Here is a 22,504-nt window from a genome sequence, read left to right as displayed (position 1 = left end):
AATCTTAAATCTTATTTCCATTCATTTGCTCCCTCTCCCTCTCCAATAACCGGAAAAGCACTTATTCTTAACCTTGCTGCGCCCATAGGAATTAATTCTACCGTCTCAACGGGTTCATTAGACTTTACGGGACTGTCATTTAATTCACCTGCCAATCCATGTTCATCTATCTTCCATGAAGGAATTTTTTTAGCTTTAGCCTTAATAACTATGGGCGCAGATTCAACCGTGAATGGAAAATTATTTTCCGGCCACGCCCGATTCTCAATAGTAAAAGATTCCTGAAGATCGTCTTTATTTATAATTAGCCCATAATTCCAAGGTGTTGTAGGGTGTATTTCAAATGACGGCCATTCCTCCTTATTCACCCCTTCCTGCCATTTGGAATCACCTATTGCCGTTTCATCGCTCTCTTTTTTAATATAATCTTCCCCTATTTTGAGGGAAAACGTCAATGGACCGTATGCGACACTAATACTGTTGTGGTTTTTCTCCCAGGTGGTTAATTTCAATTCTTTTGGTAAGGACAATTTGACCACATCTCCATTTTTCCAGTTTCGGGAAATACGAAGATATTTTCCTGCTTCAGGAGTTGCTTGAATTTGTTTATTGTTGATAGAAACAGAAGCTGAGGCAGCCCAACCGGGAATTCTTAGATACAGAGGGAAATTAACTTCTGTGCTGTCTAAATTTAGTTTGAATTCCAGATCCTCCTCAAATGGATATTTGGTATCAGAGGTAATTGTCACTTCTTTACCATCAGCAACTTTGGCATTAACAGTACTCGGAGCATAAATGACTGCAGCCAAACCATTATCAGGGGTAGCCATCCAAAGGTTTTCTATTAAATACGGCCATCCCTGCCCGTGGTTGTGTTGACAGCAACGTGAACTAAAAGGATTCATCATAAGAAATGGTCCGTCGTTCATAATTCCCGGACGGTGATTTTGGTCATCATTTAGAACCATATTAGGACTGGTGATGTACCTTAAAGCTTTAAAATCTGGCATCATTGTCGCCGGAAGCGTATTAAAGGTAATTTCTTCAGTATGATCAGCCCAAAAAATGTCTCCCGTTATTTGTAGAAGATTTTCATTGGAATTCATTTGCTCCACCACGCCGCAGGTTTCTATCCCCTGTCGTGGGTCATCATAACCCGGTCGGGCGTTTTCATCTGCTCCAAACATTCCACCCGGTACCTGGCCAAAATGTTCTCTAATTATCCTAAAGTTTTCATACGTTGCCTCCAGATCCTCCCCGTTATGGCTTAACTGGTAATATTGTGCTTAGTTCACGAAATCCCTGAGCAACATTAACATTATGCCAGTCCACCAGGTTAGAATACCAGGAAGGCCAATCTGTGCCTTCCCTGGTTTCCTTCCAATTTCCTATTTCTTCCAGGGTATTGTCTCTTTTAGACCAGGGAGCAGTGTTCCGGTGAATTTTTTCAGCCAAATTCAAAAGCCATTCCTCCCCTGTTCTGTTGTAGAGCCAAAAGACACTATGTAGGTTATCACCTCCCCTTATGCGTTGCCAGTAATGACTTTTAGATAAGAATTCTTCATCAGGCACCTGTAACTGGTATTTAAAATACCTGGACATAAAATTTATTACCCACTCATCACCACTATATTCATAGTAAGATTGCAGGCAATATAACATGATCATATTAGACCAGAAATCCTGAGTCCCATCCTTACCGATCATCTTGGGGCCAAAATTTCCATCGGGCCGCTGACTCGAAAGCGCAGCTTCTATCCATTTTTTGGTTTCCGCAATCATTTCCTCATCTTTCAAAATATAGGCTGTATTGCCATATCCTTTAAGCCAGTAAGGTACTTCTTCCCAACCCCAGGATCCTGTTCCGTCTTCTGAAAGCCAGGCATTGTCTTCTTCTTGAAGCCAGGCACTGATTTCTCCCAGGTTTCCCATCAACCCATTGGCCTGTCTCTCCAGAGCGACCTTCAGCCAGTTTTCGGGTGTGACTGCTCCTACCGGGAGTTTTATAAGGACACTCGATGTGAGAGGAGAACGGTTACTTAAATAATTTGAGTTCGTAGAGCTGGTATCTGGAATTATTACATTCTGAATGTTCAATACCTGCGACTTTTCCGTTTGACAGGAAATCATAAAAATTACCAGGCTCAAAAACAAGCAGGACAGAAGTGTTTTCATGTTCAGAAATATTAAATTCCAGTGGGTTTTTTAAATCCTATTCCCACTTTTCCTGTAAAAGCTTTATAAAATAACCTCCCACCACGCTTCTGGCCTTAAAACCTCTCACGTCCCCACTGGTAGTAAAATGCCAGTCACTCATAGGAACCCTTCCACCTGTCTCTGTCGCGAATTTGTATACGGGAGTAATAAACTTTTTAAATGTTTCATCACTTTCGGCAAGTGTAGCCGTCCATATTATCCAGTCAGATTTTGAATAATCGGCGCGATTATCTAAGGGTAGCCCATACTCATTTTGTTTTGTGAGGTAAAATTTAAGCTCCTCATCAAAAACTTCCCTGGGGAAGATATTTAGATCCATTACCTTATCCCATACAAGATTATATTTTTGACTCCAGGTATTCTTATCATCAAAAGTCAGGGCGTAATGATCTCCGGCATCTGCAAGTTCCATCCACTTTTTAGCCATAGATCTGGCCATAATTGTATATTCTTCAGCCGTTTGAGTTTCTCCAATTTGTTCTGCCATATATCCATAGCTTCCAATTGCTACAATAGCTTTAACAGATAGATTAGCATTTCTTGCCAGGTGCCCGGAGAAATCATCAGTAGACAATTGATTGGCCGGGTCAAGTCCTTCTTCTGCAAGATAATTTGCCCACTGGGTTAGTGACTCCCAATGTTCCTTTGCATACTGTGCATTGCCTTCAGCTTTTGCTATAGCAGCAGTAAGAATTATCATGTTTCCTGCTTCTTCAACAGGCATATCCTCTCCATAAGTTTGTCCTGTTGCAATTGGATATGTACCTAAATCGTGAGCCGGAAAAGGCTTCTTCCATTTTCCGCTCTCGCTGTAATAAAAGATTCCGTTAAGCATACCTTTTAAAAGGTCTGGATTATAGACCAGATATAATGGAGCAGATGGATAAGTTACATCTACAGTATTAATGGATCCGTTACTATTATTCTCCTTAGACAGGAATAGAATTTCCCCTTCCGGACTTTTTACCAGTTTGTGGGCCGCAATACTTTGACGGTAGCCTATTTCAAGTAATTCAGCATATTCTTTTCCTCCGGCTTCAATACCATCTTCGTAAAGCTTTTTATCAAATGCCTTACATTTTTCTATTATTGAAGAATAGTTTTGATATGCCTTACTCAGCTCCTTTTCCAAAGTGTTTTTACCATCTGAATTCCACCATGGACGCAGGTTTTTTCCGAAGTAATTAATAGAATATTCGTCGTCATAACCCAGAAGTACAAGATGATCTTTTTCTGAAGTTATTTTGGTTTTAGGAAATACAGTATTAAGAATTAAATTCTGGCCTTCTCTTACTGGCTGTACTTTTGAACCTTTAAAAGCATTAAAAGCATCGTTAGCCAGAGAAACAGTTTGTTTTGCATTAGCATCTTTTGAAGCTGCTACGTATAAATATCCCCAATCTATTCTTAGATCATCTCCGCTTTTTTCTAATATCTCCTGAGATTTTGTTCCGGCTTTTAAATAGCTGAGTTCATTTGTAGAAGATAATTCTGCTGTAACTATTTGATTAGATTCGTTAACTGCGATAGCCGTTGAAGCTCCAAAATACACCTGCACCTCATGTGCTTCATTATCATTAGGAGTAGTTTTAATAGAAATATAAGAAACTAGTCTTGCAAGAACATCAAGATCATCCATAAGGAGTGGAGAGGTAAAAGTAAGATTCACATCTACTCCCCCACATCTTAAAACATATTCGGTTTGGGTAGCTCTAAATTCCACCGATAATTGCTCTGCAGCTTCTTTTTTACTTTTGTCTTCCAACTCCCGTACTATTCCTATATCAAGGAACTGGCCTCCTGCGGTATTGTTTACGTGAACCGCCAAAATATTGTCCTTGCGTTTTAGTTTTTTAACTGCAGCCTGTGGGATTTCAAAATACTCATACTTATGATTCCAACCATTTCTGCTGAAGATTTGTTCTCCATTTAGAAACACCTCTACATTATCATCGTGGCTGAGTTTGAGATAAAGTTTTTCATCCTTCACCTGTTCAAGATCAAATTTTCTTCTCAACCATAAATTATCACTTTCCCAACGTGTTTCTGCCTGTTGAGTATTGCCAAAAGGAGCAGAAGCCGATTTCCAGTTCCTGTCATTAAAGTTGTTCTTCTCCCACCCCTGTGCAGGCTTTTTTTCAGTTATCTGAGCCTGATATTTTTTTTGATCTGAAGCTGAAAGCACATCCTGATAATTACGGACTTCGCTCCCCAAAAACCAGTAATTAACACCATCCACATTTATATAGCCGAGGAGGTCATGATCTGTTCCCGTCCAATGTTTTGTGGGCTGAGTATTAATTTCATCTGTAAATGACCATATACTCAAATATGGATCATGTGTAATTAGCGGATAAGCAGGAGCTTCCCGGTCCTGGGCGTAGAGTAAATTACTTAAGCCTATAAGTGCAATAAGAAGGAACTTCTTCATAACAAAAATTTAATTTTTATCTCCAACAGTAGAGAATTTATAAATAGAAACTGTATTGTATTCTTCCCCCGGTTCCAGTGTAATAGAAGGAAAATCTTTTTGGTTTGGGGCATCAGGGAAATGTTGGGTTTCCAAAGCAAAGGCTGTTCGATAATCATCTTTAGCTCCACCTTTGAACGTATTTTTGCTCTCCATAAAATTACCGCTGTAAAACTGAACTCCCGGCTCTTCAGTAAAAACTTCCATTTTGATACCGGATTTGTCTCCAATAAAAGTGGCGGCTTTATTCATACCGTTCTCCATGGTGCCATTCAGAACAAAGTTATGATCGTAACCATCCCCGTTTTTCAGCTGTTCATTATCAGCTTCAATAAACTCTCCTATAGTATGCGGCTCCCGAAAATCAAAAGGGGTACCTTCTACATCTTTTAATTCACCCGTAGGAATTAATCCTCCATCTACCGGAGTAAACTTGTCGGCATAAATTTCAACTTTGTGATCCAGGATTGTTCCACTGCCTTCGCCATTGAGATTAAAAAAGGCATGATTAGTAAGATTTACAGGAGTAGATTTATCTGTAGTAGCTTCATACTCCATTTTTATTGCCCTGTCGGTAGTTACCGAATAAGTAACTTTTACATCAAGATTTCCAGGAAATCCTTCCTCTCCATCGGGTGACCTATATGTAAGTATTAGAGTTTTATCATCCGGCTGCTCCGCATCCCAAACAACATATTGAAAACCTTTGTTTCCTCCATGAAGGGAATTTCCATTGTTATTGGCTGGAATTGTATATTCCTGCCCATTGAGCTGAAACTTCCCCTTTGCAATACGGTTACCTACCCTCCCTATGGTAGCACCAAAATAAGGCTCAGTTGAATTAGCAAATCCGAAAACACTGTTCATCCCGACAACAACATCTGTCATCTCTCCATTTTCATCGGGAACCCATAGTCCTACTATTCGACCACCGAAATTCGTAAATGCTACTTCTATGCTGTCATTCTTTATCCAGTAGAGTTTCACTTCTTTTTCATCAATTACAGTGTTAAAATTTTTAGCTTGTAAATTGTGCTCAGAAGTTTCTGCTTTTGTAGTCATATTGTTATCGGGATTTTCAACTTTTTTGTCCTCTTTGCAGGAAGCTGCCAGCACAAGAGCGCCAATAAGGAGAATGTAAAGTTTTTTAGATTGTATCATCTCTAAAGTATTATGCAGATTTTATAAGTATTATTAATATTTGAATGTAATGCTACAAAAGTATCTATCCTTTAATTTGATTATTCGGAAGCTTCTTTGTTCAATTTTTTAATTAGATCTACTTCTTCCTGCTTAAGGAGTGCCATCTTTTCTGAAAATATCATGAAACCATTCCTCAGGCTCAGCGCCACTTTCAATAGGGGTATCCCAGGCATAGATCGTATTTGTTTTTCCGTTTACTAATCCCCAGTTAATAGCACCAACATTGTATTCTTTCAACATTGGTAAAGTGTTCTGAAAATAATTATTACGGGTACGAGCCATATATTCCGTACATATCATAGGACGGCCGTGAGATTTCAAAAGTTCGATTACCCTCCTATGCCAGTCCGGCGACTCATAATCGTGGTAGGTAATAATATCAGAATGTAATGCCTGGTAGGCGTTAAGATCGGTTAAATTCCACGCCCAAAGTCCAACAGATACAGGTTGGGAAGGGTTTACTTCTTTTGCCCAGGTGAAAACCTTTTTAAGCAAAGGAAGGGATTCATTTCCTTTATTATTGTTGCCGGGTTCATTGTATAAATCCCAGAAAAGAACACGCTCATCATTGGCATAGGTCCTCAAAATATCTTTTACATAAACTTCCAGCTCCGGAAAGAGGGCCTCATTATTTGAAGCAGGATACCCGGGATCCTGCATCCAGCCGGAATTATGGATTCCAGGCTTCGGTGCTCGCTGTTTCCCAATTTTGGGATTTGCATCCCAAACGTCATCAAAAAAGACGAAAATGGTCTTGATGTTATGTTTGTCTGCAATTTTAAGATACTGTTCAATTCTCTTTTTGAATCCTTCTTTGTCAGCTTTATAAACAAGGCTATGAAGATATACCCGCATGGTATTAAAGCCAATCTCTTCAGCAAAACCCAATTCCCGGTCTATGGTTTCAGCATCAAAAGTATCAGCCTGCCACATTTCAAGCTGGTTAATTGCAGTACTGGGAATGAAATTGGCTCCTGTAATCCAGTCATGTTCGGCGTACCATTCTTCTGCCTTTTCTATAGACCATCTGTTATTTTCTACAAGAGATGCTACTTCCTGGGAAGCAACAGTTTGAAATGTAAAAAGTACAGTAAGGGCTAAAATAAAATTCTTTATCATTTTTCTCTTTTTTTAGCTATTAATAATCATCTTATTTATGGTTCTGAAGGTACAGGTAGTTCCCTGCCTTCGGGAACAGGAATTCCTAAATTGGGAGTACCGTCCTTATTCCATGAAATTTTCTGCATTCTTGGCGATCTTTCTCTTCCACAACCCTCGCCCGGTTCTGAGTTAGCGTGATACAGCAGCCAGTCCTCAGTACCATCAGGTGACTTAAAAAAGGAATTATGCCCGGGACCATACACTTCATTTTCACCCGACTGCTGAAAAATGGGTTTTTTATGCTTAGTCCAGGCAGAAGGATCCAACAGGTCTTTTGTTTCATCAAAACTTAACAGACCAAGACTGTAATTATCTGTCCAACATCCGCTGGCAGAAAAAACGATAAAAACTTCACCTCCTCTTGAAAGAAACTGCGGCCCCTCGTTCACGTAAACGTGGGAAGGATTTGAGCCAGCACCTAAATACCCATAAGTTTCCCAGGAATTTACGGGCTGCGCTATTAAAGTTCTTTCTCCCTCCATTTCGTGAGGGTTTCTCATTTTGGCGATATAAATATTCTGTTGTCCATTTTCGTTGCCTTCCCAGCCGGACCAGATCATATATAATTGATCTTTATATCTGAAGACATTTCCGTCTATAGCCCATTTATCTGATTCTGTTGCCAACTTCCCTTTAAACACCCAGTTATCCGTCAAAGGATCTTCGGAAGTATTTTCCACCACATACATCCTGTGGTTTTCATTTTGGCCATCATCTGCAGCAAAATAGACATACCATTTGTTATCAATGAAATGTACCTCCGGCGCCCAAATATTTTTTGAATAGAGAGTATTTGGAGGAGGTACCCAAATTGTTTTTTTCTCAGCAGATTTTAAATCGGCAAGGCTTTTTGTTTTCCAAAGCACGAGGCGATTGCCTGCCGTATTTGTATAATAATAATGGCCATCGTGGTAAGTACTATAAGGATCGGCTCCCGAGGGCATTAGAGGATTAGTAAACGTTTTTTCCTGTGCAGATCCGGAGAAAGCAATAAGCACAAAGCACATTATTAAATATAGCTCCCGAATCATAATTCTTCAATGTTATAGCTGATAGCAAAAAATGAAAATTTCGTAAGCTCCTGATTACTTCCATTATGGAACAAGCCGGGCCTGGCGCTCCTGTCCCATTGCGGAAGATAATTGCCATCATAGAAATCGGTAGTGGCACCCTGGATTTCCTTCCATTGATCTTCACTCAGGCTCCAAAAGAACCTGCATTTATAACCATCTTCAACCAGCATTTTTATGTTCAAAGCTGCTTCTGAACTAATAGCTTCTTCAGCTAAAACAGTTTTCACGTTATCTTTTATTTCCACTAGCTGAAGTTTACCTGCCTCTAGTCCAAAAAGTACTGCCTGATTTGCATCTCCATATAAAACCAGTCCTTTATAGGAAGGGTTTCTGTTTATCACTTCGGTGCTAATTTCATAATCACCAAAAGCCAAGCCTTACAGTGAGAACTGTTCCTGCCTTGTTATCCTCTTTAGTATTTCCTGATAAAATAAGGTTCCCATCTTCCAGTTTTACTTCAGGCTCAGCATTTCTAAAATCCCATTGCCAAACAGGAGAAAGAGAAGAAGACTTAAAATCATCCCGAAAGGAGTTATTGACTTTTTGCTTCTCTGCCTGCTCAGAAATATCTGCCACGGAGGAAGGAGCATCTGCACTTTTAAATTGCGGCCAACCTGAATCCTGATCCCAGCTAATTTCGTCTAACAACGCCTGTCTACTGGTATAAACATCGTCTTCCTGACTGTAGGCATGATACATATAAAACCACCTCCCGTCTTCAGCCTGAACCATAGTTCCATGCCCGGGACACTTCCACTCTTTATTTTCCTTCAGAATGGGATTACCTTTATAAATTTGATACGGACCGGAAAAAGATTCTGCCCGGGCTACCCGAATATCGTAATCACAGTTTCTGCCACAGCAAGCACCTTCAGAATAAAAGAGGTAATAAAAATTATCCTTTTTAATTATGTATTGCCCCTCAATTCCGCGGGAATTCTCATCTTTTAATAACGAAAAAGGTTCACCTTCCACTTCCAAACCATCTTTTGAAAGTTTTGCAGCAAGAATTTCTATTGGCCTTTCTGCAAGGCCATAAGCTTTCCAGCTAAGGTAAAGCTGATCCTCATCTTCTATAATAAAAGGATCTATGGCTTCATTCCCATAGGATAATAGTACACCCTGATCTTCAAAACCCTGGAGTGGATCTTTAGAAGTTGCTACTCCAATACAGGAGATACCATCACTTTTCCTTTTCGCCACGTAGTACAAATAAAAGGTGTTGTTGTAATGGAATAATTCAGGCGCCCAAAAAGAGGAAGATGCCCACTCGGGTGTTTCAGGTAATGCATAAGATTGCTGTTCCCAGGTTCTCAGATCTTTTGAAGTGAATAAGGGAAAATGTGGCGCCCATTCTGATGATGTACCAACAGCATAGTACGTATCCTCTACCCGAATAACTGAAGGGTCTGCGAAATCTCCGGAAATTACGGGATTCGAATAATTTAAACTTACCGCAGCTTCATCAACTGGTTCAGCAGCCGAATGATCTTGTTTACAGGAAACAATCATTATGGCTACTAAACCCAGGATGATAAAATAAAAGTTCTTCATTTAATGGAGAAATACTTTAATCTAAGGCATTAATGACTTCCTGGTTCGCTTGTCTTATTCTTTCGATATCCAACTTATCTACTTTTCTGTCATAAGTCATCAAACCATTCACCTCTCCTTCAACATCGGTGGTTTGAGTATACACCGCCCCAGAAAATCCAGTTTTCACCAGGCGCTCCAGTTTTTCAGCAAATTTCACATACTGGTCGGTAACTTCTTTTGAATTTTTAAATTCTACATAACCCCAGTTCCTGTCGGTTGCCCACAGGTGGTCCTCCAAAGCCAGGCCTATTCCACCGTATTCTCCCAAAACTGTTACTCTTTGCGCGTCATAAAGGTATAAGGAAGGATCTGGATAATTATGAAGATCAAGAATATCTCCTGTTTGGAAATGATTCCCGCCACTGGCAGAGTTTACCAACCTGGAAGGATCGTAATTCTTCGTCCACTCAGTAATTTCTTCAGTTTTGAATTGTCCCCAGGCTTCATTAAAAGGTACCCACACCACTATACTGGGATAAGAGTACAGGTAATCCATAATGTTCTTCCATTCTTTTCGGAAAATAGCTTCTGATTCTGCCGATCTTTGAAGTTCATTCCCTTCAAAGTATTTTCTCATTTGCCAATTGGGTTGAGCATCACCATTTGGCATATCCTGCCAAACCAGAATTCCAAGTTCATCACAGTGCGTGTACCATCTTGCAGGTTCTACTTTAACGTGCTTACGAATCATGTTGAAACCCATTTCTTTGGTTTTTACGATATCATATTTAAGAGCTTCGTCTGTTGGGGCGGTGTATAAACCATCAGGCCACCATCCCTGGTCCAGTGGTCCAAAATGGAAATAATCTTCGTTATTAAGTTGCATCCTAACGATGCCGTTTTCGTCCCGTTTTTTAGAGATTTTCCTCATGGCAAAATAACTCTTCACCTCATCTGTTACCTTACCGTCACTTATAAGTTTTACGGTTGTTCTATAAAGAAAAGGAGATTCCGGGGACCACAACTTCGGGTTATCTATATAAATTTCAAAATCCTGATCAGCAGATGCTTTCACCTTTTTGATCTCTTTTGAACCATCATAAACAGTAACTTCAACAAGATCTCCATAGGCAGAATTGGAAGTTTCAGCAGAAAATTTTACCACATTTTGATCAATGTTAGGGATAAATCTTAGGTCTTCAATTTTCTTCTTATTTACTTAGCTCCAGCCAAACTGTTTGCCAAATACCTGTAACAGGTGTGTACCAAATTCCTTCAGGATTTTTTACCTGCTTTCCTCTAGGTTGAGGTCCGTCATTAGAAGGATCCCATACTTTAACAGTTAGTTTCTGAGATTGCCCACTTACAAGGAAAGGTGAAATATCAAAAGAAAAAGGATCAAAACCACCTTCGTGAGAACCAATTTTGATGTCATTAATCCAAACATCAGCTCGCCAGTCTACAGCTCCAAAATTGAGCATAATGCTCTTATTTCTCCACGATTTTGGCACATTAAAGCTGGTATTGTACCAAAGTTCCTGATCAGTACCCACGGTTTTCATTACTCCGGAAAGACTGGATTCAACCGCAAAAGGAACCAGAATTTTTCCATCCATCTGGGTTGGCCGTGGCTCTCCTCGTTTTGTTATTTTATAATCCCAAAGTCCATTCAGGTTTTGCCAATCGTTTCGCTCCATAATTGGCCGGGGGTATTCCGGAAGAACATTGTTGGGATCCAGATTTTCACCCCAGGTGGTCTTAAGCTTATCTCCAGCTGGTTTCCATTGAGCTTGCAGAGCAGGTGATAGGAATATTAACAGCAATACAATAATTAAGAATTGATTATTTCTCTTTTTAAACATTTTTAAATTCTTTATTTAAGAAGGAGTACACATAATTTTGTTCTGTAGATTTTCTTAGAAATTCTATCTAACAATTTTACCGTACTCCTTCTAAGGGGATTAATATTTGGGTACTTGCTACAAAGTTAATTTTTGGACAGGAGAAAATAACATATCTTCAACTCCTTCTATTTTCACTCCAATTCGGGCGAAAATATAGTTCCTGTCATAGTCGCCTGGAATTTCAACGCTCATCATAAGGTTACTTAAATCTTCCAGGTTTGCATCACCTCCCGCAATATTTTCATCACTATTTTCTGAAACGAATTGTGCGTCGTTAAGGTAAAGTGTTACCCGCTCAACATTTCTTCCACCTTCTCCTGTAATGATTTGATTTAAACTTGCAGATCCTTCAACTACATTTCCTGAAACATTATAGGCTGCATTGCTGATCATATAATAGGGAGTTACCTCGATATCCATAGTTGTATTCCCATTAATAATTATCTGTTCCTCACCAGTGTTTGCCTGGAATGGACCTTCTCCACTTAGAAGACTCAGCAGGTATTCTCCACTAAAAAGAACTGCACTAAATGATCCATCCTGCGCAACATGAACATCTAAAGGACCTTCATTCCCAAATCCAGTTTGCCAAAGCTGAAATCTCACCTCATCTGCTGCAACCCTTACAGGCTCACCCTGATATGTAAGCTGACCGGAAAATAATGCATCCGGTTCGTCATAATTATCAATTTCACAGGATCCCAGTGACAGGATGACTCCAAGAAATAAAATAAAATATATAGTTTTCATAAGTTTACTTTTTGTTTCTGTTATTGATTTGGATTTCTTACTATCAACGGATTGTTGTTGAGAATATCCTGCCCTATTTCGGAATAATAATTTCCTAACCTAAAACGGTAGGCTCCTGTTACTCTTGAGGGAAGGACAATATCATAAACCCAATCTTCATGATCTTCACTCCCAGGATTGTAAATTTTGTATGGCCATAGACCATAAGGTTGAGTATTTTTATCTGTTGGATCACAAACATCTTCAACCACATCACCTTCAGACATAGCGGTTCCATCCAGAACAGTATGGGCTAATCTCCATCTTTTTAGATCAAAGAAATAAAGACCTTCAAAGGCAAACTCTACGTATCTCTCATGGGCAATTCTGTCAAAATTAATGTCTCCCGGAGTAAGTTCGGTAATAATTCCTGCTCTGGAACGTACCTGGTTCATATAATCTGCAGCAATACCTGTTTGACCCAATTCAAAGGCTGCTTCAGCTGCGTTTAATAATACTTCTGCATAACGATACCTGATAAACCACACGTCACTTTGAACGCCACGTTGTCCAGACCCCGCTTTTGGATCTAAATATTTTCTGAGGTAAAACTTAGTTTGGGCAGTATGTTCCAGACCATCTACAGGTCCATCAAAACCTACAACCTTTTCCTGCCCGTTTGAACCTGGAAATTCTTTTTGTTGACCCCGGGCATCCCCTGAAACGATTTCTCCACCAGGAAGCAGTATCCCGGCCATTATATCCACTTCTCTACCTTTGAAAGTTGAGCCTGGTACTATTACAGTTCCCTGTAAACGGGCATCCCTACCTGCAAAAAGGTCCTCTGGTTCCTCATATTCTATAAAATTTCCAGAGGCATCTTTTATAGGTAAAGGTTTACATTCACCTTCAATAGTTTCAAAGGACTGAACAAGATTTAAAGATGGATTAATTCTCCCTCCCTCTTCCTCTTCTGCACCATACCTTGGCTGATTGGCAATAGTAAAGCCATGCACTTTTCCACTTTGCAACATATAATCTTCTACAAAAATGGCTTCCGGATTGTTAGATTTATCGTAGAAAATACTCGCGAAATTTTCAGAAAGCTCTGGTTTTTTCATATAAAGTGAATAAGCTCCCGCTTCGCCGTTAATAATAGCCTGTGCTGCATCAAGGGCGGTTTGATAATATCCATCTGCTCTGGAAGCCGGAATACCCACTTCTCCACCCGGAAGAGAAACCTGGGGAGTTCCACTCCCATACTTTGCAATTGAACTAAGCGTATAAAGCGGCCCGACTTTGCATTGCAAGAACGGCCCCTTTTGTAGCTCGTGATTTCCTGTTTGCATTAGCAGGCAACATGTCTTTAATTTCTTCTGCCTCCTGGATAACAAAATCATATATTTCAGCTTCAGTTGAACGTGGAGTTTGCAGGTATGTAGGATCGCCGCTAAAATCGTAAGTCAGGGATTCAGTTATAAGAGGTACACCCCCCATTCGTTTAACCAGTGTGAAGTAATAAGAAGCCCGAAGAAACCTGGTCTCTGCTATTAAAGCATTCCTATCTTCTTCGTCCAGTGCTTCTGAAGCTTCAAGCCTTTCAATAAAAAGGTTCATATGTCTTATATAGCCATAATCCCAGGTACCCCAGTCTCCATAGCCCCGCTCTGGATTTTGAAAACGCCAGTAATCTCCCTGATTTGAGTAGAACGCCTGATTAAAATCTGCCAGGGTCCACCACTGTTCCACGCTGCCGAAGTCATGATAACGATTATACAAATCTGCCAAAATGGATACGGGCAATTCAGGATCACTAAAAATTTGATCCTCTGTTAGGATATTTGTGGGTTCTCTGTCCAGGAATTCCTGATCTGAGGTACAACCCACGGCAATAATTGCCATTATTAAAAATACTATTACGTGCTTTTTCATTTTTTCTAAATTTATATAGAGATATTCACTCCCACATTAACAAATTTATTCTGAGGATACTGTAACCCGTTGGTATCAGAAATTTCCGGATCAATTCCAAAATCTTTTAGATTATCGAAAGAAAATAGGTTGTATCCATTTACATAGAACCTTGCTCTTTCCAGGTTAAGTTTTGTCAATAAACTTTCCGGCAAAGAATATCCTAATTCTAAAGTTCTCGCTCTTAAATATGTAACATTATGCAACCAGAAAGTCGAATTTTTATTGTAGTTACTGTGCCCACTATTATTGTAACGTAAAGCAGGATATTTGCCGGGTATCCATTCACTATCTGGATCAAAAGGATCTGCTCGATGCCACCTATCTAAAAATATTTCATTTAAAGCTCCACCATTTTGGAAAGGTATTCTGGTTTCCCACTCCTGGTTATAAGAATATCCTGATGCTCCTGAAAAATCTGCCGAAAAGTCAAAACCTTTGTAAGCAACGTAAATACTCAATCCCATGTTTACCCGAGGACTGTAGTTATTAAAACCAATTGGCCGCTGATCATATCCATCTATTCTTCCATCATCATTAACGTCTTCATAAATAATATCTCCGGGAAGAAGACTTTCATTTCCTCTTCCGTCAATATTGACCGGGTAATTATCAATTTCTTCCTGAGACTGGAACTGCCCAAGTGCAGTGTACCCCCAGAAAATATTTTGATAAGGTCTTCACTGGAGTTCCTGTATTGGTCCCAGGAATTGTTAAATCGCGGCTTATACGAGGAAATAAATTTATTTCGGGCCAGGGAAGCATTTGCAGAAACGTTAAATGTTACTTCTCCAATTTTATCATTGTACCCTATTGCTCCTTCAACTCCAAAAGAAGCATCACTATTCACATTCTCATCTGGTAGTCCATATCCTAATTCGTTTGGAAGAAGAATATCGTATTTTCTACCCCTTAATCCTGTACGCAACCTGTAGAAGTAATCAAAAGTTGCAGAGAGCTTGTTGTCAAAGAAATAAGCATCTAAACCTATGTCTGTAATCTTACTTTTAAACCATGTAATATTGGTAATAGGCTGACCCCGATCCCTACTTGCTATAACTGGAACACCATCTAAAATAGCTACCCCCTGGTTGTAGTTATATCCTACTCTATAATCAAATGCTCCAATACCAATATCATCATCTCCCAACACTCCATAAGATCCTCTTATTTTCAAATCATTAAGAAAACTATCTGACCCCAAAAGATTCTCCATAAAAGGTTCTTCAGTAATTCTCCAACCTGCTGATGCAGAAGGGAAGTACCCTACCCTTTTATCAGGATGAAATTTCCAGGATGCATCTCTTCTTCCGGAAAGTTCCAGGTAATATTTATCTCTGAAATTATAACTGATTCTTGCAATGTACCCTATTCTAGCTTCTTCACTTTCACTATCATCATAAGTATCCACATCAGAAAAATAAATAAGCGGTAAAGTATTGGTTTGCGGTACAGCATGAACCCAATTTCGGGTATATTTTGCTTCCTGCCGCTCTACGATAAACATAGCGTCTACGGCGTGGTCACCAAAGTCTCTCTTATATTGTAGCTGTCCCTGGTATATATTACGAATAACTTTATTTTGTTCGCGCTCTCTCCATGGGTTAGTACTACCACCAGTTACGTTATAAGTTTCACTCTCTGGATCATAAGTATAAGCCTCATAGGTATATTCATGCCCATCCATTACATGATCTGCAATATAATAAGAGTACATACCGCTTATTTCAAGCCCTTCAATATAAGGAATATCATATTCTGCAGTAAAGTTGTTTTGAAGTACTCTCCAGGTATCAAGTTTGTATCCTCCTATTTCGAAATTATGTAATGCCCAGTTGGTTTCGTTATGACCAATATCGTTTAGATATTCCGGATTATCATTGGCATATGGCCGCTCGTAAGGTCGGTTCCTTAAGATTGCAAATCGTGGTAACCAATAATCATCAAACCCTGGTATTCCCGGATTTTCCCTTGTTTCAATTCTTCCATTAATTTGAACACCAACCTGTAAGCGATCTGTAATGCTTGCATTCACATTACTTTGGATATTGCTCCTATCAAATCTAAATTCATCACCTAATACTGATTCCTGAGACAAATCTGTAGCAGATAAATAGTAATTTATATTCTCAGAACCACCGGAAGCGCTCACCTGCACACTGGTTAGCGGGGCATTCTTCTTAATAATAAAATCTTTCCAGTTAAAGGACTTATATCCTTCCTCTGTTCCAACTCTATATCTCTCAAGTTCATCCTGAGTTATATTTGTTGATCCAAACTGGTTGACCTCAGCTTCTGCCTGTAGCCTCACATAATCATAAGAATTAGTTACGGGCTCAGGAAATCTAGACCAATTTTGCCAACCTGTATAAGCGTTAATAGTAACCGTGCTCTTAGTATTTCTTTTTCCTCGTTTAGTTGTAACAACCACAACTCCATTTGCCGCTCTCACACCATATATAGCAGCTGAGGCGTCCTTAAGTATGGTGAGACTTTCTATATCTCCCGGAGCAAGGTTGTTGAATTGGCCTTCATCTTGCTGGATTCCATCTATAACATATAGAGGAGTTCCCATATTTCTTATCTGGATACTCGCACCTGCACCTGGGCGTCCATCATTCATCCGGAAGTTAACTCCCGATAGTTTTCCAGCGAGACCAGAACTTACCGTAGCACCACCGTGCACCCTTTCCAGGTCTTCACTTGTCACTGTGGAAATTGCGCCTGTTATAGATCGTTTCTCCTGAGTTCCATATCCTGTTACTACCACTTCATCAAGTGCCGAAACGTCTTCTCTTAATACAACATTAATTACACGGTACTCCATCAACAGCAACCTCTCTTGATGCAAAACCTACATAAGTAAAAACCAAGGTAGAATTGTCCGGTGCATTTATGCTGTAATTTCCATCAAAATCTGTAACAACGCCATTGGTTGTACCCTTCACCATTACCGTAACACCCGGGAGCGGTAAATCGTCCTCACCCGTAACATTTCCAGTAACTTCAATTTGGTCCTGCGAAAATGATTGTTGTGTTCCAAGAAAACACATAAAAACAGGAACCAGAAAAAGACTCTTCTTCAAGAAGGCATGTAATAGTTTTTTCATTGATATTCATTTTAAGTAATTAATATTTCAGGTTAAACAATTCCAGAATCTTCATCTATATCCTTCCTCCTAATGATTAGCCATTTTTAATTATAAATTTTGTTTCAGGGGGACAATAAAATATTCAGGAAATAGGAAAGGCTAAATCGATATAGTTTTATAAACGTAAATATTACTCTTATTTTTAAATTATCAAAAATTTATATTAATTTTTTTCTCAAAAAGTTTAATATCTCCTTAATTTGCTCAGTCTCTCACCTATTTATTGATAAATTTATTTAAGCTAAAACGATTAACCTTTTAAAAGAATGTCTATCTTACGCTTTTATTTTAAAACTTATTTATGAAAAATCTCCTCTATTTGTCTATCCTTTTTTTTGGAGTAGGATGTTCAGCTCAAAAAAACCAATCAGAAACTTCCGGTAATAACAATCCTGTTTTTCCCGGGTGGTATGCAGATCCTGAAGGAATTATTTTTGACGACACATACTGGATTTTTCCAACCTACTCTGCTCCATACGAGAAGCAGGTTTTCTTTGATGCCTTTTCTTCTCCCGATCTTGTCAACTGGACAAAACATGAAAAGGTATTGGACACCTCTGCAATTAAATGGGCTAACAGGGCAGTTTGGGCTCCTTCCATAATAAAGAAAGATGATCGTTACTTCCTGTTCTTTGGAGCAAACGACATCCAGAGCAACGAAGAAAAAGGTGGGATTGGAGTTGCAGTTGCTTCTACTCCTGAAGGACCCTATAAAGATCATATAGGTAAACCCCTTATTGATAAATTTCACAATGGAGCACAACCAATAGATCAATTTGTATTTAAAGATGTAGACGGGGAGCATTACCTCATATACGGAGGATGGCGTCACTGCAATATTGCCAAATTAAATGATGATTTTACGGGCTTTGTACCCTTTGAAAATGGTGAAATCTTTAAAGAAGTAACTCCTGATAATTATGTGGAAGGCCCATTTATGTTCGTAAAAGATGGAAAATATTATTTTATGTGGTCTGAAGGCGGATGGACAGGACCAGATTACAGCGTTGCTTATGCCATTGCTGATTCCCCTATGGGGCCATTTAAACGTATTGGAAAAATTCTCCAGCAGGATCCAAAAATTGCTACCGGAGCAGGACATCATTCAGTCATTAAAGTACCTAATGAAGAAAAATATTATATAGTTTATCATCGCAGGCCTCTTGGTGAAACCGATAGAAACTCCAGGGTGACTTCTATTGAAGAAATGCACTTCGACGAAAATGGATTGATAAAGCCTGTAACTATAACTCATGAAGGTGTAGAAGCCTATCCTTTAAAAAAGTAATTACCTCGAAGCGACTAATAGAACATTTAATGATACTGCACCCATTGAAAAATAAATCTCTCTCCCTTCAAAAGATCTTCTATACTTAAGCATTTGTGCTGTTGTATTACCCTTCTTCACAAGCTGCGAAAAATCTGTTGCCAAAGAAGGAGATAATGTAGAATTAGAAAATCTGGAGGACCTTGCTCAATATGTAGATCCCTTCATAGGAACTGCAAAAATGGGACACACCTATCCCGGAGCGACAGTGCCTTTTGGAAGCGTACAGTTAAGTCCTGATACCGATACTATTCCTTACGCCGTAGATGGAAAATACAATCCTGATGTTTATAAATATTGTGCAGGATATCAATACGATGATGAAACCATTGTGGGATTTAGCCATACCCACTTTAGCGGAACAGGACATTCCGATCTTGGGGATTTTTTAATTATGCCTACTACCGGAGATTTAAAACTTAATCCCGGAACTGAAACTAATCCTGACAGCGGCTATCGATCCAGGTTCTCCCATAAGGAGGAAACTGCGGAACCCGGCTATTACAGCGTCCTCTTAAAAGACTATAACATCAAAGCAGAATTGACGGCAAGCAGCCGTGTTGGGATGCACCAGTATACTTTTCCGGAAGCCGGAACTTCTCACATAATCCTGGACCTTGTAGCGGGAATTTATAATTATGATGATAAAAATGTATGGACTTTTGTAAGGGTAGAAAACGATACTTTAGTGACAGGATACCGCCAAACCAATGGCTGGGCCAGAACCAGAAAAGTATATTTTGCTCTTTCATTTGACAAACCCATTAAAAATTACGGCCGGGAGAGATATGACCAACAGGTGTATGGTGGTTTCTGGAGGAAATTTGATCAATCCCGTAACTTCCCTGAAATAGCAGGAGAAAAAATTAGAATGTATTTTGATTTTGACACGAAGGTGAATGATAAGGTAAAGGTGAAACTTGCAATATCTCCTGTAAGTGCTGAAGGTGCTTTAGAAAATATGAAAAAAGAAATTCCTCACTGGAACTTTGAACAGGTAAAGAAAGAAGCACGGGACAAATGGAATAAAGAACTTAACAAAGTTATTGTTAAAACAGATAAACGTGAGGATATGGTGAACTTCTACACCGCTATGTACCACGCCTTTTTAGGTCCTACGGAATATATGGATACAGATGGACAATACCGCGGGATTGACCAGGGAATTCATAAGGCTGAAGGTTTCACAAATTATACAAGTTTCTCCCTGTGGGATACCTATCGCGCATTGCATCCTCTTTTCAATGTACTACAGCCAAAAAGAAATGCTCACATGGTAGAGTCCATGATGGCCCATTATGATCAAAGCGTGCATACTATGCTTCCGGTGTGGTCCCATTATGCCAATGAAAACTGGTGTATGATAGGCTACCACAGCGTATCTGTTATTGCAGATGCTATTGTAAAAGGTAACGCCGATTTTGATCAGGAAAAGGCTTTAGAAGCCATGGTGCAAACAGCAAAAACGGGCTATTACGATGGCCTTCAGTATTATATGGATATGGGATATGTGCCTGAGGATAAAAATGGAGCTTCGGTCTCAAAAACTTTAGAGTATGCTTATGATGACTGGGCGATAGCACAGGCTGCCAAAAAATTAGGTAGGGAAGATATCTATAAGGAGTTTATAAAGCGTTCTGAAAACTACCGAAATGTCTATGATTCAAAATCGGGATTTATGAGGCCTAAATTGAGTGATGGTAGCTTTAAGAAGGAATTTGATGCGCTGGACACTCACGGCCAGGGATTCATTGAAGGAAATGCCTGGAACTATAGTTTATATGTACCTCACGCTCCGGCTGAAATGATGGAATTGATGGGTGGTAAAGAAAAATTCTCACAACACCTCGATTCGTTATTTACTATGGATCTTCCGGATAAATATTTTGCAAATACCGAAGATATTTCGCGGGAAGGCATTATTGGAAATTATGTTCATGGAAATGAGCCCTCCCATCACGTCGCATATTTATACAATTGGACCAATACTCCCTGGAAAGCTCAGGATAAAATAAGAATGATATTAAAAGATCAATATCAAACCGAGTGCAGACGGGTTGGGAGGTAATGATGATTTTGGGCAAATGAGTGCCTGGTACATTTTTAGTTCTTTAGGTTTTTATCCGGTTGCTCCCGGAAGTGTGGAATATGCTCTGGGAAGCCCTGCAGTTAATGAAGGCCTTATTAATCTGGAGAATGGAAAGAAATTCAAGATTATTGCGGAAAACCAGAGCGAAGAAAATGTTTTTGTTGAAAAAGTAGAATTGAACGGAAGGAAACTGGAAAAACCATTTATACAGCACGAGGAAATTTTAAAAGGTGGGGAATTAAAATTTTACATGAGTTCAACCAGCAATTCCGAAATAAGATAAACAGCTTTTGGCAGCTCCCGGGAGGGCAATTTTTGAGTCAGAGTTTCACAAATTTAATTTTCAAATTTTAACCAGGATATTTCTTATAATGCATCAAAAATTTAAATTGGAGGAATAAATAAAAGAATCCATATAATTTTTATTCGCATTTTATAAAATATCGTAACCTGAACCTCTCTCCGGAATTCTCCTTTGATTAAAAGAAAAATTGTGAAATTTATTTTTCAGCTAAATAGGATTTGCTTTGAACAGCTTCCTCATCCCCTTTGCTATGTAGGGCATATGAAAATCCTGGATGTATGCAATAAGAGCCTACCTCTCCATTCTTATTCAGTGCCAGAAATGCCACCTGAAAATCCTTTAAATCTGTAGGTTTTTTTACAATCCTCTCTACCGCAATTTCACAGGCTTCCTGAGGACTTTTTCCTGATCGCATTAATTCTACAATTAAAAATGTACTTACATTTTTAAGAATTTCTTCTCCCAAACCTGTTGCCACTGCACCCCCAACTTCATTATCAATAAAAAGTCCCGAGCCAATTATTGGGGAATCCCCTACCCGCCCTCTCATTTTGTAAGCCAAACCTGAAGTTGTACAGGCACCTGCTATATCCCCCTTTGAATCCAGGCAAAGCATTCCTATCGTGTCGTGATTTTCAATGTTTATAATAGGTTTATATTCCTTCTCAACCAACCAGTTTTTCCACTGTTTTTCCGATTCTTCAGTTAATAAATTTTCCGGTTCAAAGCCCTGGCTTAATGCAAATTGATAGGCTCCCTCGCCAACTAACATATTATGTGGTGTCTCCTCCATAACCTTTCGTGCTACAGAGACAGGATGTTCAATATTCTCAAGAAAAGCAACACTGCCAAAATTACCATTTGGTGCCATTATTATAGCATCCAGAGTCACCTTTCCATCTCTATCTGGTGCACCACCTTTTCCAACGGTATGATTTTTAATATTTGACTCTTCTATTCTCACCCCTTGCTCAACTGCATCGAGAGCAGAGATTCCCTTTTGTAGTAACTCGCCTGCTGTTCTATTAGCTTCCTGAAAATTCCAGGTGGTAATAGAAACCGGACTATGAACTGGTATATTCTTATTACCAGATAAATCAAAAGATAGATTGTTAGGGATCAAAGGCAAGCCTACACCTGCTATTCCTATATTTCTTATAAAATTTCTTCTTTTCATAATATTATATGATTGAATTAAAAATTAAACACTTAATCCTGTTAAACCACATTTTTCTTTCGGTGAGAAGCAGAGGTTAAAAAATTAGGTTGGCACCTATAACTTTATCCGGATATCTTACATTCAAAATCATTTAAATACACCCCCACTTCTTGATCAATAAACGTTCTTTAATAGTTCACAATGGGTTT

Annotated in this window: 18 protein-coding genes and 1 pseudogene; 2 read left to right on the top strand and 17 right to left on the bottom strand. The window is 39.2% G+C overall.

The window, feature by feature from the left end:
* Positions 1-11 precede the first annotated feature (11 nt).
* From LZ575_RS22920 to LZ575_RS18555, 16 genes are all read right to left on the bottom strand, one after another.
* Complete coding sequence (locus LZ575_RS22920; protein ID WP_311196127.1) at positions 12-1,250, bottom strand: beta-L-arabinofuranosidase domain-containing protein; 1,239 nt, start codon at positions 1,248-1,250, stop codon at positions 12-14.
* A 10-nt stretch (positions 1,251-1,260) separates the two neighbouring features.
* Positions 1,261-2,175, bottom strand: coding sequence for a beta-L-arabinofuranosidase domain-containing protein (locus LZ575_RS22915; RefSeq protein ID WP_255702693.1), 915 nt, complete (start codon positions 2,173-2,175; stop codon positions 1,261-1,263).
* A gap of 37 nt (positions 2,176-2,212) precedes the next feature.
* On the bottom strand, positions 2,213-4,648 hold the full coding sequence (locus LZ575_RS18620) for a glutaminase family protein (protein ID WP_235326428.1): 2,436 nt from the start codon (positions 4,646-4,648) through the stop codon (positions 2,213-2,215).
* 9 nt (positions 4,649-4,657) lie between these two features.
* Complete coding sequence (locus LZ575_RS18615) at positions 4,658-5,848, bottom strand: aldose epimerase family protein (RefSeq protein WP_235326426.1); 1,191 nt, start codon at positions 5,846-5,848, stop codon at positions 4,658-4,660.
* Between the two features lie 132 nt (positions 5,849-5,980).
* Positions 5,981-7,009, bottom strand: coding sequence for a cellulase family glycosylhydrolase (locus tag LZ575_RS18610; protein ID WP_235326424.1), 1,029 nt, complete (start codon positions 7,007-7,009; stop codon positions 5,981-5,983).
* A 35-nt stretch (positions 7,010-7,044) separates the two neighbouring features.
* Positions 7,045-8,058 (bottom strand): family 43 glycosylhydrolase, encoded by a 1,014-nt coding sequence (locus LZ575_RS18605; protein ID WP_235326422.1) that lies wholly within the window; start codon positions 8,056-8,058, stop codon positions 7,045-7,047.
* Between the two features lie 20 nt (positions 8,059-8,078).
* Positions 8,079-8,465 carry a hypothetical protein gene (locus LZ575_RS18600; RefSeq protein ID WP_235326420.1) on the bottom strand — a complete coding sequence of 129 codons (387 nt, stop codon included), beginning with the start codon at positions 8,463-8,465 and terminating at the stop codon, positions 8,079-8,081.
* Positions 8,466-8,484: 19 nt separating this feature from the next.
* Complete coding sequence (locus tag LZ575_RS18595) at positions 8,485-9,678, bottom strand: glycoside hydrolase family 43 protein (RefSeq protein ID WP_235326418.1); 1,194 nt, start codon at positions 9,676-9,678, stop codon at positions 8,485-8,487.
* A gap of 16 nt (positions 9,679-9,694) precedes the next feature.
* Entirely contained in the window at positions 9,695-10,825 is a 1,131-nt protein-coding gene (locus LZ575_RS18590; protein WP_235326416.1) for a glycoside hydrolase family 2 protein, read from the bottom strand.
* Positions 10,826-10,871: 46 nt separating this feature from the next.
* Complete coding sequence (locus tag LZ575_RS18585; protein WP_235326414.1) at positions 10,872-11,522, bottom strand: sugar-binding domain-containing protein; 651 nt, start codon at positions 11,520-11,522, stop codon at positions 10,872-10,874.
* Positions 11,523-11,639: 117 nt separating this feature from the next.
* Positions 11,640-12,314, bottom strand: a complete 675-nt coding sequence (locus LZ575_RS18580) for a DUF3823 domain-containing protein (protein WP_235326412.1) — start codon at positions 12,312-12,314, stop codon at positions 11,640-11,642.
* A gap of 20 nt (positions 12,315-12,334) precedes the next feature.
* On the bottom strand, positions 12,335-13,603 hold the full coding sequence (locus LZ575_RS18575; protein WP_235326410.1) for a RagB/SusD family nutrient uptake outer membrane protein: 1,269 nt from the start codon (positions 13,601-13,603) through the stop codon (positions 12,335-12,337).
* The gene (locus LZ575_RS18570; protein WP_235326408.1) at positions 13,569-14,225 is read right to left on the bottom strand and encodes a RagB/SusD family nutrient uptake outer membrane protein; all 657 of its coding nucleotides are present in this window, start codon (positions 14,223-14,225) and stop codon (positions 13,569-13,571) included. Before LZ575_RS18570 ends, LZ575_RS18575 begins: the two co-directional genes overlap by 35 nt.
* Positions 14,226-14,236: 11 nt before the next feature.
* On the bottom strand, positions 14,237-14,731 hold the full coding sequence (locus LZ575_RS18565; RefSeq protein ID WP_235326406.1) for a hypothetical protein: 495 nt from the start codon (positions 14,729-14,731) through the stop codon (positions 14,237-14,239).
* A gap of 53 nt (positions 14,732-14,784) precedes the next feature.
* A complete protein-coding gene (locus tag LZ575_RS18560; RefSeq protein WP_235326404.1) occupies positions 14,785-17,091 on the bottom strand; it encodes a SusC/RagA family TonB-linked outer membrane protein in 2,307 nt (768 codons plus the stop codon).
* Complete coding sequence (locus LZ575_RS18555; RefSeq protein WP_235326403.1) at positions 17,072-17,374, bottom strand: carboxypeptidase-like regulatory domain-containing protein; 303 nt, start codon at positions 17,372-17,374, stop codon at positions 17,072-17,074. Before LZ575_RS18555 ends, LZ575_RS18560 begins: the two co-directional genes overlap by 20 nt.
* Positions 17,375-17,717: 343 nt before the next feature.
* Here LZ575_RS18555 and LZ575_RS18550 point away from each other — a divergent pair, with 343 nt between their 5' ends.
* Both LZ575_RS18550 and LZ575_RS18545 read left to right on the top strand, forming a co-directional pair.
* A complete protein-coding gene (locus tag LZ575_RS18550; RefSeq protein WP_235326401.1) occupies positions 17,718-18,704 on the top strand; it encodes a glycoside hydrolase family 43 protein in 987 nt (328 codons plus the stop codon).
* A gap of 172 nt (positions 18,705-18,876) precedes the next feature.
* Positions 18,877-21,115, top strand: a pseudogene (locus LZ575_RS18545) (GH92 family glycosyl hydrolase).
* Between the two features lie 217 nt (positions 21,116-21,332).
* On the opposite strand, the gene LZ575_RS18540 reads toward LZ575_RS18545, so the two are convergent.
* On the bottom strand, positions 21,333-22,313 hold the full coding sequence (locus LZ575_RS18540) for a N(4)-(beta-N-acetylglucosaminyl)-L-asparaginase (protein ID WP_235326399.1): 981 nt from the start codon (positions 22,311-22,313) through the stop codon (positions 21,333-21,335).
* Positions 22,314-22,504: the final 191 nt, after the last annotated feature.

The sequence above is a fragment of the Antarcticibacterium sp. 1MA-6-2 genome (genome assembly GCF_021535135.1).
Taxonomy (GTDB): Bacteria; Bacteroidota; Bacteroidia; order Flavobacteriales; family Flavobacteriaceae; genus Gillisia.
Note: the sequence above shows the minus strand (reverse complement) of the source record. Positions and strands in the feature narration are given on the sequence as shown.

Excerpts from the sequence above, each read along its gene's own strand:
- LZ575_RS22915 (WP_255702693.1), bottom strand. The coding sequence starts at position 2,175 with ATGAAAACACTTCTGTCCTGCTTGTTTTTGAGCCTGGTAATTTTTATG.
- LZ575_RS18620 (WP_235326428.1), bottom strand. The coding sequence starts at position 4,648 with ATGAAGAAGTTCCTTCTTATTGCACTTATAGGCTTAAGTAATTTACTC.
- LZ575_RS18615 (WP_235326426.1), bottom strand. The coding sequence starts at position 5,848 with ATGATACAATCTAAAAAACTTTACATTCTCCTTATTGGCGCTCTTGTG.
- LZ575_RS18610 (WP_235326424.1), bottom strand. The coding sequence starts at position 7,009 with ATGATAAAGAATTTTATTTTAGCCCTTACTGTACTTTTTACATTTCAA.
- LZ575_RS18605 (WP_235326422.1), bottom strand. The coding sequence starts at position 8,058 with ATGTGCTTTGTGCTTATTGCTTTCTCCGGATCTGCACAGGAAAAAACG.
- LZ575_RS18595 (WP_235326418.1), bottom strand. The coding sequence starts at position 9,678 with ATGAAGAACTTTTATTTTATCATCCTGGGTTTAGTAGCCATAATGATT.
- LZ575_RS18585 (WP_235326414.1), bottom strand. The coding sequence starts at position 11,522 with ATGTTTAAAAAGAGAAATAATCAATTCTTAATTATTGTATTGCTGTTA.
- LZ575_RS18580 (WP_235326412.1), bottom strand. The coding sequence starts at position 12,314 with ATGAAAACTATATATTTTATTTTATTTCTTGGAGTCATCCTGTCACTG.
- LZ575_RS18570 (WP_235326408.1), bottom strand. The coding sequence starts at position 14,225 with ATGAAAAAGCACGTAATAGTATTTTTAATAATGGCAATTATTGCCGTG.
- LZ575_RS18565 (WP_235326406.1), bottom strand. The coding sequence starts at position 14,731 with ATGGGATTGAGTATTTACGTTGCTTACAAAGGTTTTGACTTTTCGGCA.
- LZ575_RS18560 (WP_235326404.1), bottom strand. The coding sequence starts at position 17,091 with ATGGAGTACCGTGTAATTAATGTTGTATTAAGAGAAGACGTTTCGGCA.
- LZ575_RS18555 (WP_235326403.1), bottom strand. The coding sequence starts at position 17,374 with ATGAAAAAACTATTACATGCCTTCTTGAAGAAGAGTCTTTTTCTGGTT.
- LZ575_RS18550 (WP_235326401.1), top strand. The coding sequence starts at position 17,718 with ATGAAAAATCTCCTCTATTTGTCTATCCTTTTTTTTGGAGTAGGATGT.
- LZ575_RS18540 (WP_235326399.1), bottom strand. The coding sequence starts at position 22,313 with ATGAAAAGAAGAAATTTTATAAGAAATATAGGAATAGCAGGTGTAGGC.